10 protein-coding genes and 1 pseudogene are annotated in these 13,889 nt (G+C 54.6%); all 11 read left to right on the top strand.

Features of this window, described 5'->3' with window-relative positions; translation table 11 throughout:
* Positions 1–350, top strand: a pseudogene (tuf, locus tag ABTW55_RS13870) (elongation factor Tu); the annotation flags it as partial.
* 260 nt (positions 351–610) lie between these two features.
* Entirely contained in the window at positions 611–994 is a 384-nt protein-coding gene (gene secE, locus ABTW55_RS13865; RefSeq protein ID WP_004929916.1) for a preprotein translocase subunit SecE, read from the top strand.
* Position 995: 1 nt separating this feature from the next.
* Complete coding sequence (nusG, locus tag ABTW55_RS13860; protein ID WP_004929914.1) at positions 996–1,541, top strand: transcription termination/antitermination protein NusG; 546 nt, start codon at positions 996–998, stop codon at positions 1,539–1,541.
* 165 nt (positions 1,542–1,706) lie between these two features.
* A complete protein-coding gene (rplK, locus tag ABTW55_RS13855; RefSeq protein WP_015376316.1) occupies positions 1,707–2,135 on the top strand; it encodes a 50S ribosomal protein L11 in 429 nt (142 codons plus the stop codon).
* 3 nt (positions 2,136–2,138) lie between these two features.
* Positions 2,139–2,843: a 50S ribosomal protein L1 gene (gene rplA / locus ABTW55_RS13850; RefSeq protein ID WP_033636720.1), complete on the top strand. Its 705-nt coding sequence runs from the start codon at positions 2,139–2,141 to the stop codon at positions 2,841–2,843.
* Between the two features lie 338 nt (positions 2,844–3,181).
* Positions 3,182–3,679, top strand: coding sequence for a 50S ribosomal protein L10 (rplJ, locus tag ABTW55_RS13845; protein WP_004929905.1), 498 nt, complete (start codon positions 3,182–3,184; stop codon positions 3,677–3,679).
* 63 nt (positions 3,680–3,742) lie between these two features.
* Complete coding sequence (gene rplL / locus ABTW55_RS13840; RefSeq protein ID WP_004929903.1) at positions 3,743–4,108, top strand: 50S ribosomal protein L7/L12; 366 nt, start codon at positions 3,743–3,745, stop codon at positions 4,106–4,108.
* 332 nt (positions 4,109–4,440) lie between these two features.
* Positions 4,441–8,469, top strand: coding sequence for a DNA-directed RNA polymerase subunit beta (gene rpoB / locus ABTW55_RS13835; protein ID WP_033636721.1), 4,029 nt, complete (start codon positions 4,441–4,443; stop codon positions 8,467–8,469).
* Between the two features lie 118 nt (positions 8,470–8,587).
* Positions 8,588–12,811 carry a DNA-directed RNA polymerase subunit beta' gene (gene rpoC / locus ABTW55_RS13830; RefSeq protein ID WP_021505232.1) on the top strand — a complete coding sequence of 1,408 codons (4,224 nt, stop codon included), beginning with the start codon at positions 8,588–8,590 and terminating at the stop codon, positions 12,809–12,811.
* Positions 12,812–12,978: 167 nt separating this feature from the next.
* Positions 12,979–13,425 carry a GNAT family N-acetyltransferase gene (locus ABTW55_RS13825; RefSeq protein ID WP_033655330.1) on the top strand — a complete coding sequence of 149 codons (447 nt, stop codon included), beginning with the start codon at positions 12,979–12,981 and terminating at the stop codon, positions 13,423–13,425.
* Positions 13,425–13,889: an oxidoreductase gene (locus ABTW55_RS13820; protein WP_033655328.1), complete on the top strand. Its 465-nt coding sequence runs from the start codon at positions 13,425–13,427 to the stop codon at positions 13,887–13,889. Before ABTW55_RS13825 ends, ABTW55_RS13820 begins: the two co-directional genes overlap by 1 nt.

Raw genomic sequence — 13,889 nt, 5'->3', positions numbered from 1 at the left:
TGCGTGGTATCAAACGTGAAGAAATCGAACGTGGTCAGGTACTGGCGAAGCCAGGCTCTATCAAGCCACACACCCAGTTCGAATCTGAAGTGTACATCCTGAGCAAAGATGAAGGTGGTCGTCACACGCCATTCTTCAAAGGCTACCGTCCACAGTTCTACTTCCGTACAACTGACGTGACCGGTACCATCGAACTGCCAGAAGGCGTAGAGATGGTAATGCCAGGCGACAACGTGAACATGGTTGTAACCCTGATTCACCCAATCGCGATGGACGACGGTCTGCGTTTCGCAATCCGTGAAGGCGGCCGTACCGTTGGCGCAGGTGTTGTTGCTAAAGTTATCGCTTAATCGCTGATAAAGTTTGACGCGACACGCGGTAAAAGGGCATCATTTGATGCCCTTTTTCTACGCTGTGAACTAGAACCTATCTCATCAGCGATTTTGCAGTCATAATCATTGGTGAGATGGGCTCTTAAACCGTATTGACTGAAATACGTCATGGCGTAAAACACCGGGATAGCGCTGAAGCGGTATCCGATCGGTTTGGTTTGCCTCGCAATGCGAGGCAAAGTTGTTTGTTCTGAATCATCATTGTGACAGGTTGGTTTATGAGTGCGAATACCGAGGCTCAAGGGAGCGGACGCGGCCTGGAAGCGGCAAAGTGGCTGATCGTCGCCGTTCTGTTGGTTGTGGCTATTGTCGGTAACTATTACTACCGTGATTTAAGCCTGCCATTGCGCGCGCTGGCAGTTGTGCTGATCATCGCCGTTGCAGGTGCAGTGGCTCTGATGACCACCAAAGGCAAAGCCACCGTTGCGTTTGCCCGCGAAGCGCGTACCGAAGTACGTAAAGTGATTTGGCCAACTCGTCAGGAAACGCTACACACCACGTTGATCGTTGCCGCGGTAACCGCCGTGATGTCACTGATTCTGTGGGGGCTGGATGGTATTCTGGTCCGTCTGGTGTCGTTTATTACTGGCCTGAGGTTCTAAAATGTCTGAAGCTCCAAAAAAACGTTGGTACGTCGTTCAGGCGTTTTCCGGTTTTGAAGGTCGCGTAGCACAATCGCTGCGTGAACACATCAAACTGCACGATATGGAAGAGTTGTTCGGCGAAGTGATGGTGCCTACGGAAGAAGTGGTTGAAATCCGTGGCGGCCAACGTCGCAAGAGCGAGCGTAAATTCTTCCCTGGCTACGTGCTGGTGCAGATGGTGATGAATGACGCCAGCTGGCACCTGGTGCGCAGCGTACCGCGCGTCATGGGGTTCATCGGCGGTACGTCTGACCGTCCTGCGCCGATCAGCGATAAAGAAGTTGATGCGATCATGAACCGCCTGCAGCAGGTTGGTGACAAGCCGCGTCCGAAAACGCTGTTCGAACCGGGCGAGCTGGTGCGCGTCAACGACGGCCCGTTTGCCGATTTCAACGGCGTGGTCGAGGAAGTCGATTACGAGAAGAGCCGCCTGAAAGTTTCCGTTTCCATCTTTGGCCGTGCAACGCCAGTGGAACTGGACTTCAGCCAGGTTGAGAAAGGCTGATCGAATAATCAGCAACGAGTGGCCCGTTGCCGCTTGTCAAAGGCGCGAAATTGAACTACAATTTCGCGCCTTTTGTTTTTAGATGCCTTGCCTGATGCATGTTGGGCGGGGTGAAACACGGGGAGCCTCTTGCGAGGCGATACTACCCAAACCGAGGAAATTTAAATGGCTAAGAAAGTACAAGCCTACGTCAAGCTGCAAGTTGCAGCTGGTATGGCGAACCCGAGCCCACCAGTGGGTCCAGCTCTGGGTCAGCAGGGCGTTAACATCATGGAATTCTGTAAGGCATTCAACGCTAAGACTGACAGCGTTGAAAAAGGTCTGCCGATTCCGGTTGTTATCACCGTTTATTCTGATCGCTCCTTCACTTTCGTTACCAAAACCCCGCCAGCAGCAGTTCTGCTGAAAAAAGCGGCTGGTATCAAGTCTGGTTCCGGTAAGCCGAACAAAGACAAAGTAGGTAAAGTGACTCGTGCTCAGGTACGTGAAATCGCAGAAACCAAAGCTGCGGACATGACTGGTTCTGACGTTGAAGCGATGACTCGCTCCATCGAAGGTACCGCTCGTTCCATGGGCCTGGTAGTGGAGGATTAAGAGATGGCTAAGCTGACCAAGCGCATGCGCGTGATCCGTGACAAAGTTGATGCTACTAAACAGTATGACATCGCTGAAGCTGTTGCTCTGCTGAAAGAGCTGGCCACCGCTAAATTCGTAGAAAGCGTTGACGTTGCCGTTAACCTCGGCATCGACGCTCGTAAATCTGACCAAAACGTTCGTGGCGCTACCGTTCTGCCACACGGCACCGGTCGTTCCGTTCGCGTTGCCGTATTTGCCCAAGGCGCTAACGCTGAAGCAGCAAAAGCTGCTGGCGCAGAGCTGGTAGGTATGGACGATCTGGCTGACCAGATCAAGAAAGGCGAAATGAACTTCGACGTTGTTATTGCTTCCCCGGATGCAATGCGCGTTGTAGGTCAACTGGGCCAGATCCTGGGTCCACGCGGCCTGATGCCAAACCCGAAAGTGGGTACCGTTACTCCGAACGTTGCTGAAGCAGTGAAAAACGCTAAAGCAGGTCAGGTTCGCTACCGTAACGACAAAAACGGCATCATCCATACCACTATCGGTAAGGTTGATTTCGACGCAGACAAACTGAAAGAAAACCTGGAAGCCCTGCTGGTTGCGCTGAAAAAAGCAAAACCTTCTCAGGCGAAAGGCATGTACATCAAGAAAGTTAGCCTCTCCACCACCATGGGTGCTGGCGTTGCTATCGATCAGAGCGGTCTGTCTGCTGCAGCGAACTAATCGCATTTGCGATTATCGCTTTGACTTGGGGCCAAGATTTGTCTAGAATCTTATGCCCCAAGGTTTTGCTATTGGCTATGCCGTAGGCAAAACAAAGATTTTTCGGTTGGAGCCTGGCCTATCCAGGCCTCCGTCCAAGACCGCAGGTGTATCGCAAGATACTTAATCCTTCCTGCGTAGACGGTGACAGAGCCTAAGAAAATTTTTCTTTTTTATAAAAGAATGTCTTTGCTGGATTCTGCTCACCGTGTTAAGCCGCTCGGCGTGGCGTTTTACAAAGCGCCGAGTGAAGTGAGTTCCGGGGGATTTTCCCCGGCTAATCCAGGAGCAAAAAGCTAATGGCATTAAATCTTCAAGACAAACAAGCGATTGTTGCTGAAGTCAGCGAAGTAGCCAAAGGCGCGCTGTCTGCGGTTGTTGCGGATTCCCGCGGCGTTACCGTAGATAAAATGACTGAACTGCGTAAAGCAGGTCGTGAAGCTGGCGTTTACATGCGTGTTGTTCGCAACACCCTGATGCGTCGCGTAGTTGAAGGCACTCCATTCGAATGCCTGAAAGACACGTTTGTCGGTCCAACCTTGATTGCATTCTCTCACGAACACCCGGGCGCTGCTGCTCGTCTGTTCAAAGAGTTCGCGAAAGCGAATGCAAAATTCGAGGTTAAAGCTGCGGCCTTTGAAGGTGAGCTGATCCCAGCGGCGCAAATCGACCGCCTGGCGACGCTGCCAACTTACGAAGAAGCGATCGCACGCCTGATGGCAACCATGAAAGAAGCCGCTGCCGGCAAACTGGTTCGCACTCTGGCTGCAGTACGCGATCAGAAAGAAGCGGCGTAAGCCATTCTTTCTTAGCCTTTGCTAACGTATTTAAACTATTTCTGAATTTTAGGAACAATTGTTATGTCTATCACTAAAGACCAAATCCTGGAAGCAGTTGCCGCTATGTCCGTAATGGACGTTGTTGAACTGGTTTCCGCTATGGAAGAAAAATTCGGCGTTTCTGCTGCTGCTGCTGTAGCTGTAGCTGCTGGCCCGGCTGAAGCTGCTGAAGAGAAAACTGAATTCGACGTTATCCTGAAAGCTGCTGGCGCTAACAAAGTTGCTGTTATCAAAGCAGTACGTGGCGCTACCGGCCTGGGTCTGAAAGAAGCTAAAGACCTGGTTGAATCTGCTCCAGCCGCTCTGAAAGAAGGCGTGAGCAAAGATGACGCAGAAGCTCTGAAAAAATCTCTGGAAGAAGCTGGCGCTGAAGTTGAAGTTAAATAAGCCAACCTTTCCGGTTGCAGCCTAGTCTTTTAGGCTGATGGCTGGTGACTTTTTAGTCACCAGCCTTTTTGCGCTGTAGGGCGCCAGTAGCGTTTCACACTGTTTGGCTGCTGGTTTCGCCTCCCAATGTTTGTTTCTATTGACGACTTAATATACCGCGGTCTTTGCACTACCAGGAGTTCTGGGGGAAGACGCGATGAAATGGTTTAAGCGTGATAGCAAGAGACATTGCGGAAAGTGTTCCCGCTTTCCGGTCGACAAAACGGTGTTGCATGAACTGTCCCTAATCGGACGGACAGATTGGGTCACTGATCAGCGAGCTGAGGAACCCTATGGTTTACTCCTATACCGAGAAAAAACGTATTCGTAAGGATTTTGGTAAACGTCCACAAGTGCTGGACATACCATATCTCCTTTCTATCCAGCTTGACTCGTTCCAGAAGTTTATCGAGCAAGATCCAGAAGGGCAGTACGGCCTTGAAGCCGCATTCCGTTCTGTTTTCCCTATCCAGAGCTACAGTGGCAATTCGGAGCTGCAATACGTTAGCTACCGTCTTGGTGAGCCGGTCTTCGACGTCAAAGAGTGCCAGATCCGTGGTGTGACGTTCTCTGCACCGCTGCGCGTAAAACTGCGCCTGGTTATCTATGAGCGCGAAGCGCCTGAAGGTACGGTCAAAGACATCAAGGAACAAGAAGTCTACATGGGCGAAATTCCGCTCATGACCGAAAACGGCACCTTTGTGATCAACGGTACTGAGAGGGTTATCGTATCTCAGTTGCACCGTAGTCCTGGCGTATTCTTCGACAGCGATAAGGGCAAAACCCACTCCTCGGGTAAAGTGCTGTACAACGCACGCATCATCCCTTACCGCGGTTCATGGTTGGACTTCGAGTTCGATCCGAAGGACAACCTGTTCGTGCGTATTGACCGTCGCCGCAAACTGCCTGCGACCATCATTCTGCGCGCGCTGAACTACACCACTGAACAGATCCTCGACCTGTTCTTTGACAAGATCGTCTTCGAAATCCGTGACAACAAGCTGCAGATGGAGCTGGTGCCAGAGCGCCTGCGTGGTGAGACCGCTTCGTTCGACATCGAAGCCAACGGCAAGATCTACGTAGAGAAAGGCCGTCGCATCACCGCTCGTCATATCCGTCAGCTGGAAAAAGACGACATTCAGAGCATTGAAGTACCGGTAGAGTACATCGCGGGCAAAGTGGTCGCGAAAGACTATATCGATACCAATACCGGCGAACTGATCTGCGCAGCCAACATGGAGCTGTCGCTGGATCTGCTGGCCAAGCTGAGCCAGTCCGGCCACAAGCGCATCGAAACGCTGTTCACCAACGATCTGGATCACGGCGCGTATATCTCTGAAACGCTGCGCGTCGATCCGACCACCGATCGTCTGAGCTCGTTGGTAGAAATCTACCGCATGATGCGCCCTGGTGAGCCGCCAACGCGCGAAGCTGCCGAAAGCCTGTTCGAGAACCTGTTCTTCTCCGAAGACCGCTACGATCTGTCCGCGGTTGGCCGTATGAAGTTCAACCGTTCTCTGCTGCGCGACGAGATCGAAGGTTCGGGCATCCTGAGCAAAGACGACATCATCGAAGTGATGAAGAAGCTCATCGATATCCGTAACGGCAAGGGCGAAGTGGACGATATCGACCACTTGGGCAACCGTCGTATCCGCTCCGTCGGCGAAATGGCCGAGAACCAGTTCCGCGTAGGTCTGGTGCGTGTTGAGCGTGCGGTGAAGGAGCGTCTGTCTCTGGGCGATCTGGATACCCTGATGCCTCAGGACATGATCAACGCCAAGCCGATTTCGGCGGCGGTGAAAGAGTTCTTCGGCTCCAGCCAGCTGTCCCAGTTCATGGACCAGAACAACCCGCTGTCCGAGATCACGCACAAGCGCCGTATCTCCGCACTGGGCCCGGGCGGTCTGACCCGTGAGCGCGCCGGCTTTGAAGTTCGAGACGTACACCCGACCCACTACGGCCGCGTGTGCCCAATCGAAACGCCGGAAGGTCCAAACATCGGTCTGATCAACTCCCTGTCCGTGTACGCACAGACTAACGAGTATGGCTTCCTGGAAACCCCGTACCGCCGCGTGCGTGACGGCGTGGTGACCGATGAAATCAACTACCTGTCTGCTATTGAAGAAGGCAACTTCGTTATCGCCCAGGCGAACTCCAACCTGGATGAAGAAGGCCGCTTCGTAGAAGACCTGGTCACCTGCCGCAGCAAAGGCGAATCAAGCCTGTTCAGCCGCGACCAGGTTGACTACATGGACGTATCCACCCAGCAGGTTGTTTCCGTTGGTGCTTCACTGATTCCATTCCTGGAACACGATGACGCCAACCGTGCATTGATGGGTGCGAACATGCAACGTCAGGCCGTACCTACCCTGCGCGCTGACAAGCCGCTGGTTGGTACCGGTATGGAACGCGCCGTAGCGGTTGACTCCGGCGTAACCGCCGTTGCCAAACGCGGCGGTGTGATCCAGTACGTGGATGCTTCCCGTATCGTTATCAAAGTTAACGAAGACGAGATGTACCCGGGCGAAGCAGGTATCGATATTTACAACCTGACCAAGTACACCCGTTCTAACCAGAACACCTGCATCAACCAGATGCCGTGTGTGAATCTGGGTGAGCCAATCGAGCGCGGCGACGTGCTGGCGGATGGCCCATCGACAGACCTGGGCGAACTGGCACTGGGCCAGAACATGCGCGTAGCGTTCATGCCTTGGAACGGCTACAACTTCGAAGACTCCATCTTGGTCTCCGAGCGCGTGGTGCAGGAAGATCGCTTCACCACCATCCACATCCAGGAACTGGCGTGCGTGTCTCGCGACACCAAGCTGGGGCCTGAAGAGATCACTGCCGACATCCCTAACGTGGGTGAAGCTGCGCTCTCCAAGCTGGATGAATCCGGTATCGTGTATATCGGTGCTGAAGTGACCGGCGGTGACATTCTGGTCGGTAAGGTAACGCCTAAAGGCGAAACCCAGCTGACGCCGGAAGAGAAACTGCTGCGTGCGATCTTCGGTGAGAAAGCGTCTGACGTTAAAGACTCTTCTCTGCGTGTACCGAACGGCGTTTCCGGTACGGTTATCGACGTGCAGGTCTTCACCCGCGATGGCGTGGAAAAAGACAAGCGCGCGTTGGAAATCGAAGAGATGCAGCTGAAGCAGGCGAAGAAAGACCTGACTGAAGAACTGCAGATCCTGGAAGCCGGCCTGTTTGCGCGTATCCACGCGGTGCTGGTTGCCGGTGGCATCGAAGCCGACAAGCTGAGCAAGCTGCCGCGCGATCGCTGGCTGGAACTGGGCCTGACCGACGAAGAGAAGCAAAACCAGCTGGAGCAGCTGGCTGAGCAGTACGACGAACTGAAATCCGACTTCGAGAAGAAGCTGGAAGCCAAGCGTCGTAAGATCACTCAGGGCGACGATCTGGCGCCGGGCGTGCTGAAAATCGTCAAGGTTTATCTGGCCGTTAAACGTCAGATCCAACCGGGTGACAAGATGGCGGGCCGCCACGGTAACAAGGGTGTTATCTCCAAGATCAACCCGATCGAAGATATGCCTTACGATGAAAACGGCACGCCGGTAGACATCGTACTGAACCCGCTGGGCGTACCATCACGTATGAACATCGGTCAGATCCTGGAAACCCACCTGGGTATGGCTGCGAAAGGCATCGGTGAGAAGATCAACCAGATGCTGAAGCAGCAGCAGGAAGTGGCCAAGCTGCGTGAGTTCATCCAGAAGGCCTACGATCTGGGCGACGACGTTTGCCAGAAAGTTGACCTGAACACCTTCAGCGACGACGAAGTGCTGCGTCTGGCAGAGAACCTGAAAAAAGGTATGCCGATCGCAACGCCGGTGTTTGACGGTGCGAAAGAGACTGAAATCAAGCAACTGCTGGAAATGGGCGGTATCCCGACCTCCGGTCAGATCACGCTGTTTGATGGCCGTACCGGTGAGCAATTCGAGCGCCAGGTTACTGTCGGCTATATGTACATGCTGAAACTGAACCACTTGGTTGACGATAAAATGCACGCCCGTTCAACCGGTTCTTACAGCTTGGTGACTCAGCAACCTCTGGGTGGTAAAGCGCAGTTCGGTGGTCAACGCTTCGGTGAGATGGAAGTGTGGGCACTGGAAGCATACGGCGCGGCTTATACCCTGCAGGAAATGCTCACCGTTAAGTCGGATGACGTTAACGGCCGTACCAAGATGTACAAAAACATCGTGGATGGCGACCACCGGATGGAGCCAGGCATGCCGGAATCCTTCAACGTACTGTTGAAAGAAATCCGCTCGCTCGGCATCAACATCGAACTGGAAGACGAGTAATCGTCATTCCGGCTCAGGCTCCCCGCCTAAGGGAGCCTGAGGGTGGTTGTTCAGGTCACACGGGTACCTACTGCGGTTGTGGGTACCCAACAGGTTTAACTCCGACAGGAGCCAATCCGTGAAAGACTTATTGAAGTTTCTGAAAGCGCAAACTAAGACCGAAGAGTTTGATGCGATCAAGATTGCTCTGGCCTCGCCAGACATGATCCGTTCGTGGTCGTTCGGTGAAGTTAAGAAGCCGGAAACCATTAACTACCGTACGTTCAAACCAGAGCGTGACGGCCTTTTCTGCGCCCGTATCTTCGGGCCGGTAAAAGATTACGAGTGCCTGTGCGGTAAGTACAAGCGCTTGAAACACCGCGGCGTGATCTGTGAGAAGTGCGGCGTTGAAGTGACCCAGACCAAAGTGCGTCGTGAGCGCATGGGCCACATCGAGCTGGCTTCGCCGACCGCGCACATCTGGTTCCTGAAATCGCTGCCATCCCGCATCGGTTTGCTGCTGGATATGCCGCTGCGTGACATCGAACGCGTACTGTACTTCGAATCCTATGTGGTGGTCGAAGGCGGTATGACCAACCTCGAGCGTCGTCAGATCCTGACCGAAGAGCAGTATCTGGACGCGCTGGAAGAGTTCGGTGACGAATTCGACGCCAAGATGGGTGCGGAAGCTATTCAGGCCCTGTTGAAAAACATGGATCTGGAAGCCGAGTGCGAGCAGCTGCGTGAAGAGCTGAACGAAACCAACTCCGAAACCAAGCGCAAGAAGCTGACCAAGCGTATCAAGCTGCTGGAAGCGTTCGTGCAGTCCGGTAACAAACCGGAGTGGATGATTCTGACCGTGCTGCCGGTACTGCCGCCGGATCTGCGTCCTCTGGTTCCGCTGGATGGTGGTCGTTTCGCGACCTCGGATCTGAACGATCTGTATCGCCGCGTGATCAACCGTAACAACCGTCTGAAACGCCTGCTGGATCTGGCTGCGCCGGACATCATCGTGCGCAACGAAAAGCGTATGCTGCAAGAAGCGGTAGACGCCCTGCTGGATAACGGCCGTCGCGGTCGTGCCATCACCGGTTCCAACAAACGTCCTCTGAAATCTTTGGCCGACATGATCAAAGGTAAGCAGGGTCGTTTCCGTCAGAACCTGCTCGGTAAACGCGTTGACTACTCCGGCCGTTCCGTAATCACCGTAGGTCCATACCTGCGTCTGCATCAGTGCGGTCTGCCTAAAAAGATGGCGCTGGAGCTGTTCAAACCGTTCATCTACGGCAAGTTGGAGCTGCGTGGCCTGGCCACCACCATCAAAGCCGCCAAGAAAATGGTTGAGCGTGAAGAAGCCGTCGTTTGGGATATCCTGGACGAAGTGATCCGCGAACACCCGGTACTGCTGAACCGTGCACCAACCCTGCACCGTTTGGGTATCCAGGCGTTTGAACCGGTTCTGATCGAAGGTAAAGCGATCCAGCTGCACCCGCTGGTTTGTGCGGCCTATAACGCCGACTTCGATGGTGACCAGATGGCCGTTCACGTACCGCTGACGCTGGAAGCCCAGCTGGAAGCGCGTGCGCTGATGATGTCCACCAACAACATCCTGTCCCCTGCGAACGGCGAGCCAATCATCGTTCCTTCTCAGGACGTTGTACTGGGTCTGTACTACATGACCCGCGACTGTGTTAACGCCAAGGGCGAAGGCATGGTGCTGAACGGTTCCAAAGAAGCTGAGCGTGTTTACCGCGCCGGCCTGGCGTCTCTGCATGCGCGCGTTAAAGTGCGTATCACCGAAGACGTCAAAAACGCCGAAGGCGAATGGACTTCTCAGACCAGCATCATCGACACCACCATCGGCCGCGCCATCCTGTGGATGATCGTACCGAAAGGTCTGCCGTACGCGATCGTTAACCAGCCTTTGGGCAAGAAAGCGATCTCCAAGATGCTGAACACCTGTTACCGCATCCTGGGCCTGAAGCCGACCGTTATCTTTGCTGACCAGATCATGTACACCGGTTTTGCTTACGCAGCCCGTTCCGGCGCTTCCGTAGGTATCGACGACATGGTTATCCCGGCCAAGAAAGCGGAGATCATCGAAGAAGCGGAAACCGAAGTTGCCGAGATCCAGGAGCAGTTCCAGTCTGGTCTGGTTACCGCCGGCGAACGCTACAACAAAGTGATCGATATCTGGGCTGCAGCGAACGAACGCGTTGCGAAAGCGATGATGGAAAACCTGTCGGTAGAAGACGTGGTTAACCGTGACGGCGAAGTGGAACAGCAAGTTTCCTTCAACAGCATCTTTATGATGGCCGACTCCGGTGCGCGTGGTTCCGCCGCTCAGATTCGTCAGCTGGCCGGTATGCGTGGTCTGATGGCGAAGCCGGACGGCTCCATCATCGAAACGCCAATCACCGCGAACTTCCGTGAAGGTCTGAACGTACTCCAGTACTTCATCTCCACCCACGGTGCTCGTAAAGGTCTGGCGGATACTGCACTGAAAACCGCGAACTCCGGTTATCTGACCCGTCGTCTGGTTGACGTGGCGCAGGATCTGGTTGTGACCGAAGACGACTGTGGCACCCACGACGGCATCCTGATGACTCCGGTTATCGAAGGTGGCGACGTGAAAGAGCCGTTGCGTGAACGCGTTCTGGGCCGTGTGACGGCAGAAGACGTCCTCAAGCCGGGTACGGCGGACATTCTGGTGCCACGCAACACCCTGCTGAACGAGAAGGCGTGTGACCTGTTGGAAGAGAACTCTGTCGACAGCGTTAAAGTCCGTTCCGTGGTGAGCTGTGAAACCGACTTTGGTGTGTGCGCAAACTGCTATGGTCGCGACCTGGCACGTGGCCACATCATCAACAAAGGTGAAGCCATCGGCGTTATCGCGGCACAGTCCATCGGTGAGCCGGGTACACAGCTGACGATGCGTACGTTCCACATCGGTGGTGCGGCATCTCGTGCGGCTGCTGAATCCAGCATCCAGGTGAAAAACAAGGGTAGCATCAAGCTGAGCAACGCGAAGTTCGTTATGAACGCTGCGGGCAAGCTGGTGATCACCTCGCGTAACACCGAACTGAAACTGATCGACGAATTCGGCCGTACCAAAGAAAGCTACAAGGTGCCTTACGGTGCCGTGATGGGCAAAGGCGACGGTGAAGAAGTTAACGGCGGCGAAACCGTTGCTAACTGGGATCCGCACACCATGCCGGTCATCAGTGAAGTCAGCGGCTTCATTCGCTTCGCGGACATGGTCGACGGCCAGACCATTACTCGCCAGACCGACGAACTGACCGGTTTGTCTTCTCTGGTAGTTCTGGACAGCGCAGAGCGTACCGGTAGCGGTAAAGACCTGCGTCCGGCACTGAAAATCGTTGACGCTCAGGGCGAAGACGTATTGATCCCAGGCACCGATATGCCTGCTCAATACTTCCTGCCGGGCAAAGCGATCGTTCAGCTGGAAGACGGCATTCAGATCGGTGCGGGTGATACCCTGGCGCGTATTCCTCAGGAATCCGGCGGTACCAAGGATATTACCGGTGGTCTGCCGCGCGTTGCCGACCTGTTCGAAGCACGTCGTCCGAAAGAGCCGGCAATCCTGGCTGAAATCAGCGGGATTATCTCGTTCGGTAAAGAGACCAAAGGCAAACGTCGCCTGGTGATCTCTCCGCTGGACGGCAGCGACGCTTACGAAGAGATGATTCCGAAATGGCGTCAGCTTAACGTGTTCGAAGGCGAAGTGGTGGAACGTGGCGACGTCGTATCCGACGGCCCAGAGTCTCCGCACGACATTCTGCGTCTGCGTGGCGTGCATGCGGTTACCCGCTACATCACCAACGAAGTGCAGGAAGTTTACCGTCTGCAAGGCGTTAAGATTAACGATAAGCACATCGAAGTTATCGTTCGTCAGATGCTGCGTAAAGGCACTATCGTTAGCGCTGGTGGCTCCGAGTTCCTGGAAGGCGAGCAGGCTGAAGTGTCTCGCGTCAAGATTGCCAACCGTCAGCTGGAAGCTGAAGGTAAGATCCCGGCAACCTTCTCGCGCGATCTGCTGGGTATCACCAAGGCTTCCTTGGCGACCGAGTCCTTCATCTCCGCCGCATCGTTCCAGGAAACGACGCGCGTTCTGACCGAAGCTGCCGTAGCCGGCAAGCGTGATGAACTGCGTGGCCTTAAAGAGAACGTCATCGTGGGCCGTCTGATCCCAGCCGGTACCGGTTACGCTTATCATCAGGATCGCATGCGTCGCCGTGCTCAGGGTGAAGCGCCGGTTGTTCCGCAAGTCAGCGCGGAAGAAGCGACGGCTAACCTGGCCGAGCTGCTCAACGCAGGCCTGGGCGGCAGCGACGACGAGTAATCGTCATCCGCGCCGCGGGCCCGGCATGCCGGGCCCATCGCCAGATAAACCGCTCCCTCGGGGGCGGTTTTTTTTCGCCTCATGCCGGGGTAGAGCAAACTTTGCTACTATGGTTACAGCAGAAATTGACCGGCGCTTTTTACCTGACAACCAAGGACAGTGCGAACATGGACAGCCTCATTACCTTCGAAAAATTGACGGCGCAACACCTGCCTTACCTGTATGAGATCCGCTTTTCCGTTGAGGAAAACCTGCTGCATCCGCATCAGATCCAGTATCTGCAGCGCAAACAGGCGCTGGAGGACATCAACCAGGGCGGCGGCTGGATCTGCAAGCATGGCGACGACTATGCCGGCGTTGGCTTCGGGCTATTCATCCCTGAACCGCTGATCGGCGGCCTGTTCGTGAAGCCGGAATACCAGTCGAAGGGGATCGGCTCCGCCTTGCTGGCACGGATCACTCACTGGATGTTTGAACACGGCGCCGAAGCGATCCACTTAACCACCGATCCCGGCTCCAAAGCCGAAGGCTTTTATCAACATCACGGCTGGGCCGTGGTCGGGCAGGATGAATTCGGCCAGGTCGAACTGGTGAAACGCAAAGAGGGTGACTGATGAAAATCAACGGATTGATGACGTTACTGCTGCTTTCGCTGTTCAGCGCGCCGCTGTATGCGGCCGTTGACTACTTTTACCTGAAGCCGCTCGACGGCGAGAAGATCAAGATAACCCGGCAGATGCTGGAGGCGATGCCGTCGCACACGATTAAAACCTCGACCAATTTCACCCCGGAAGATACGTTCACCGGCGTTGAGCTTGCGGAGCTGGTGAAAGCCTATCATCTGAAAGGCCAGTCGGTGCGCGCTTTCGCCTGGGATGATTACTCCTATTCGATGCCGATTGACGAGATGACTAAATACCGCGTGATCGTCGCCTATCAGCGCGGCGGCAAGCCGATCGACGTGGGGGAACTGGGGCCGTTCGCCATTATTTATCCGCGCGATAGCTACGCCGAGCTGAATAATCTGGATGTGAACGCGAAAACCGTCTGGCAAGTTAAACGGTTGGAGCTGAAATAA

Origin of the sequence: Serratia sp. SM04, from assembly GCF_040280225.1 — a bacterium.
Taxonomy (GTDB): Bacteria; Pseudomonadota; Gammaproteobacteria; order Enterobacterales; family Enterobacteriaceae; genus Serratia; species Serratia sarumanii.
Note: the sequence above shows the minus strand (reverse complement) of the source record. Positions and strands in the feature narration are given on the sequence as shown.

Bases quoted from the DNA above. Each gene is read 5' to 3' on its own strand.
- secE (WP_004929916.1), top strand. From the start codon at position 611: ATGAGTGCGAATACCGAGGCTCAAGGGAGCGGACGCGGCCTGGAAGCG.
- nusG (WP_004929914.1), top strand. From the start codon at position 996: ATGTCTGAAGCTCCAAAAAAACGTTGGTACGTCGTTCAGGCGTTTTCC.
- rplK (WP_015376316.1), top strand. From the start codon at position 1,707: ATGGCTAAGAAAGTACAAGCCTACGTCAAGCTGCAAGTTGCAGCTGGT.
- rplA (WP_033636720.1), top strand. From the start codon at position 2,139: ATGGCTAAGCTGACCAAGCGCATGCGCGTGATCCGTGACAAAGTTGAT.
- rplJ (WP_004929905.1), top strand. From the start codon at position 3,182: ATGGCATTAAATCTTCAAGACAAACAAGCGATTGTTGCTGAAGTCAGC.
- rplL (WP_004929903.1), top strand. From the start codon at position 3,743: ATGTCTATCACTAAAGACCAAATCCTGGAAGCAGTTGCCGCTATGTCC.
- rpoB (WP_033636721.1), top strand. From the start codon at position 4,441: ATGGTTTACTCCTATACCGAGAAAAAACGTATTCGTAAGGATTTTGGT.
- ABTW55_RS13825 (WP_033655330.1), top strand. From the start codon at position 12,979: ATGGACAGCCTCATTACCTTCGAAAAATTGACGGCGCAACACCTGCCT.
- ABTW55_RS13820 (WP_033655328.1), top strand. From the start codon at position 13,425: ATGAAAATCAACGGATTGATGACGTTACTGCTGCTTTCGCTGTTCAGC.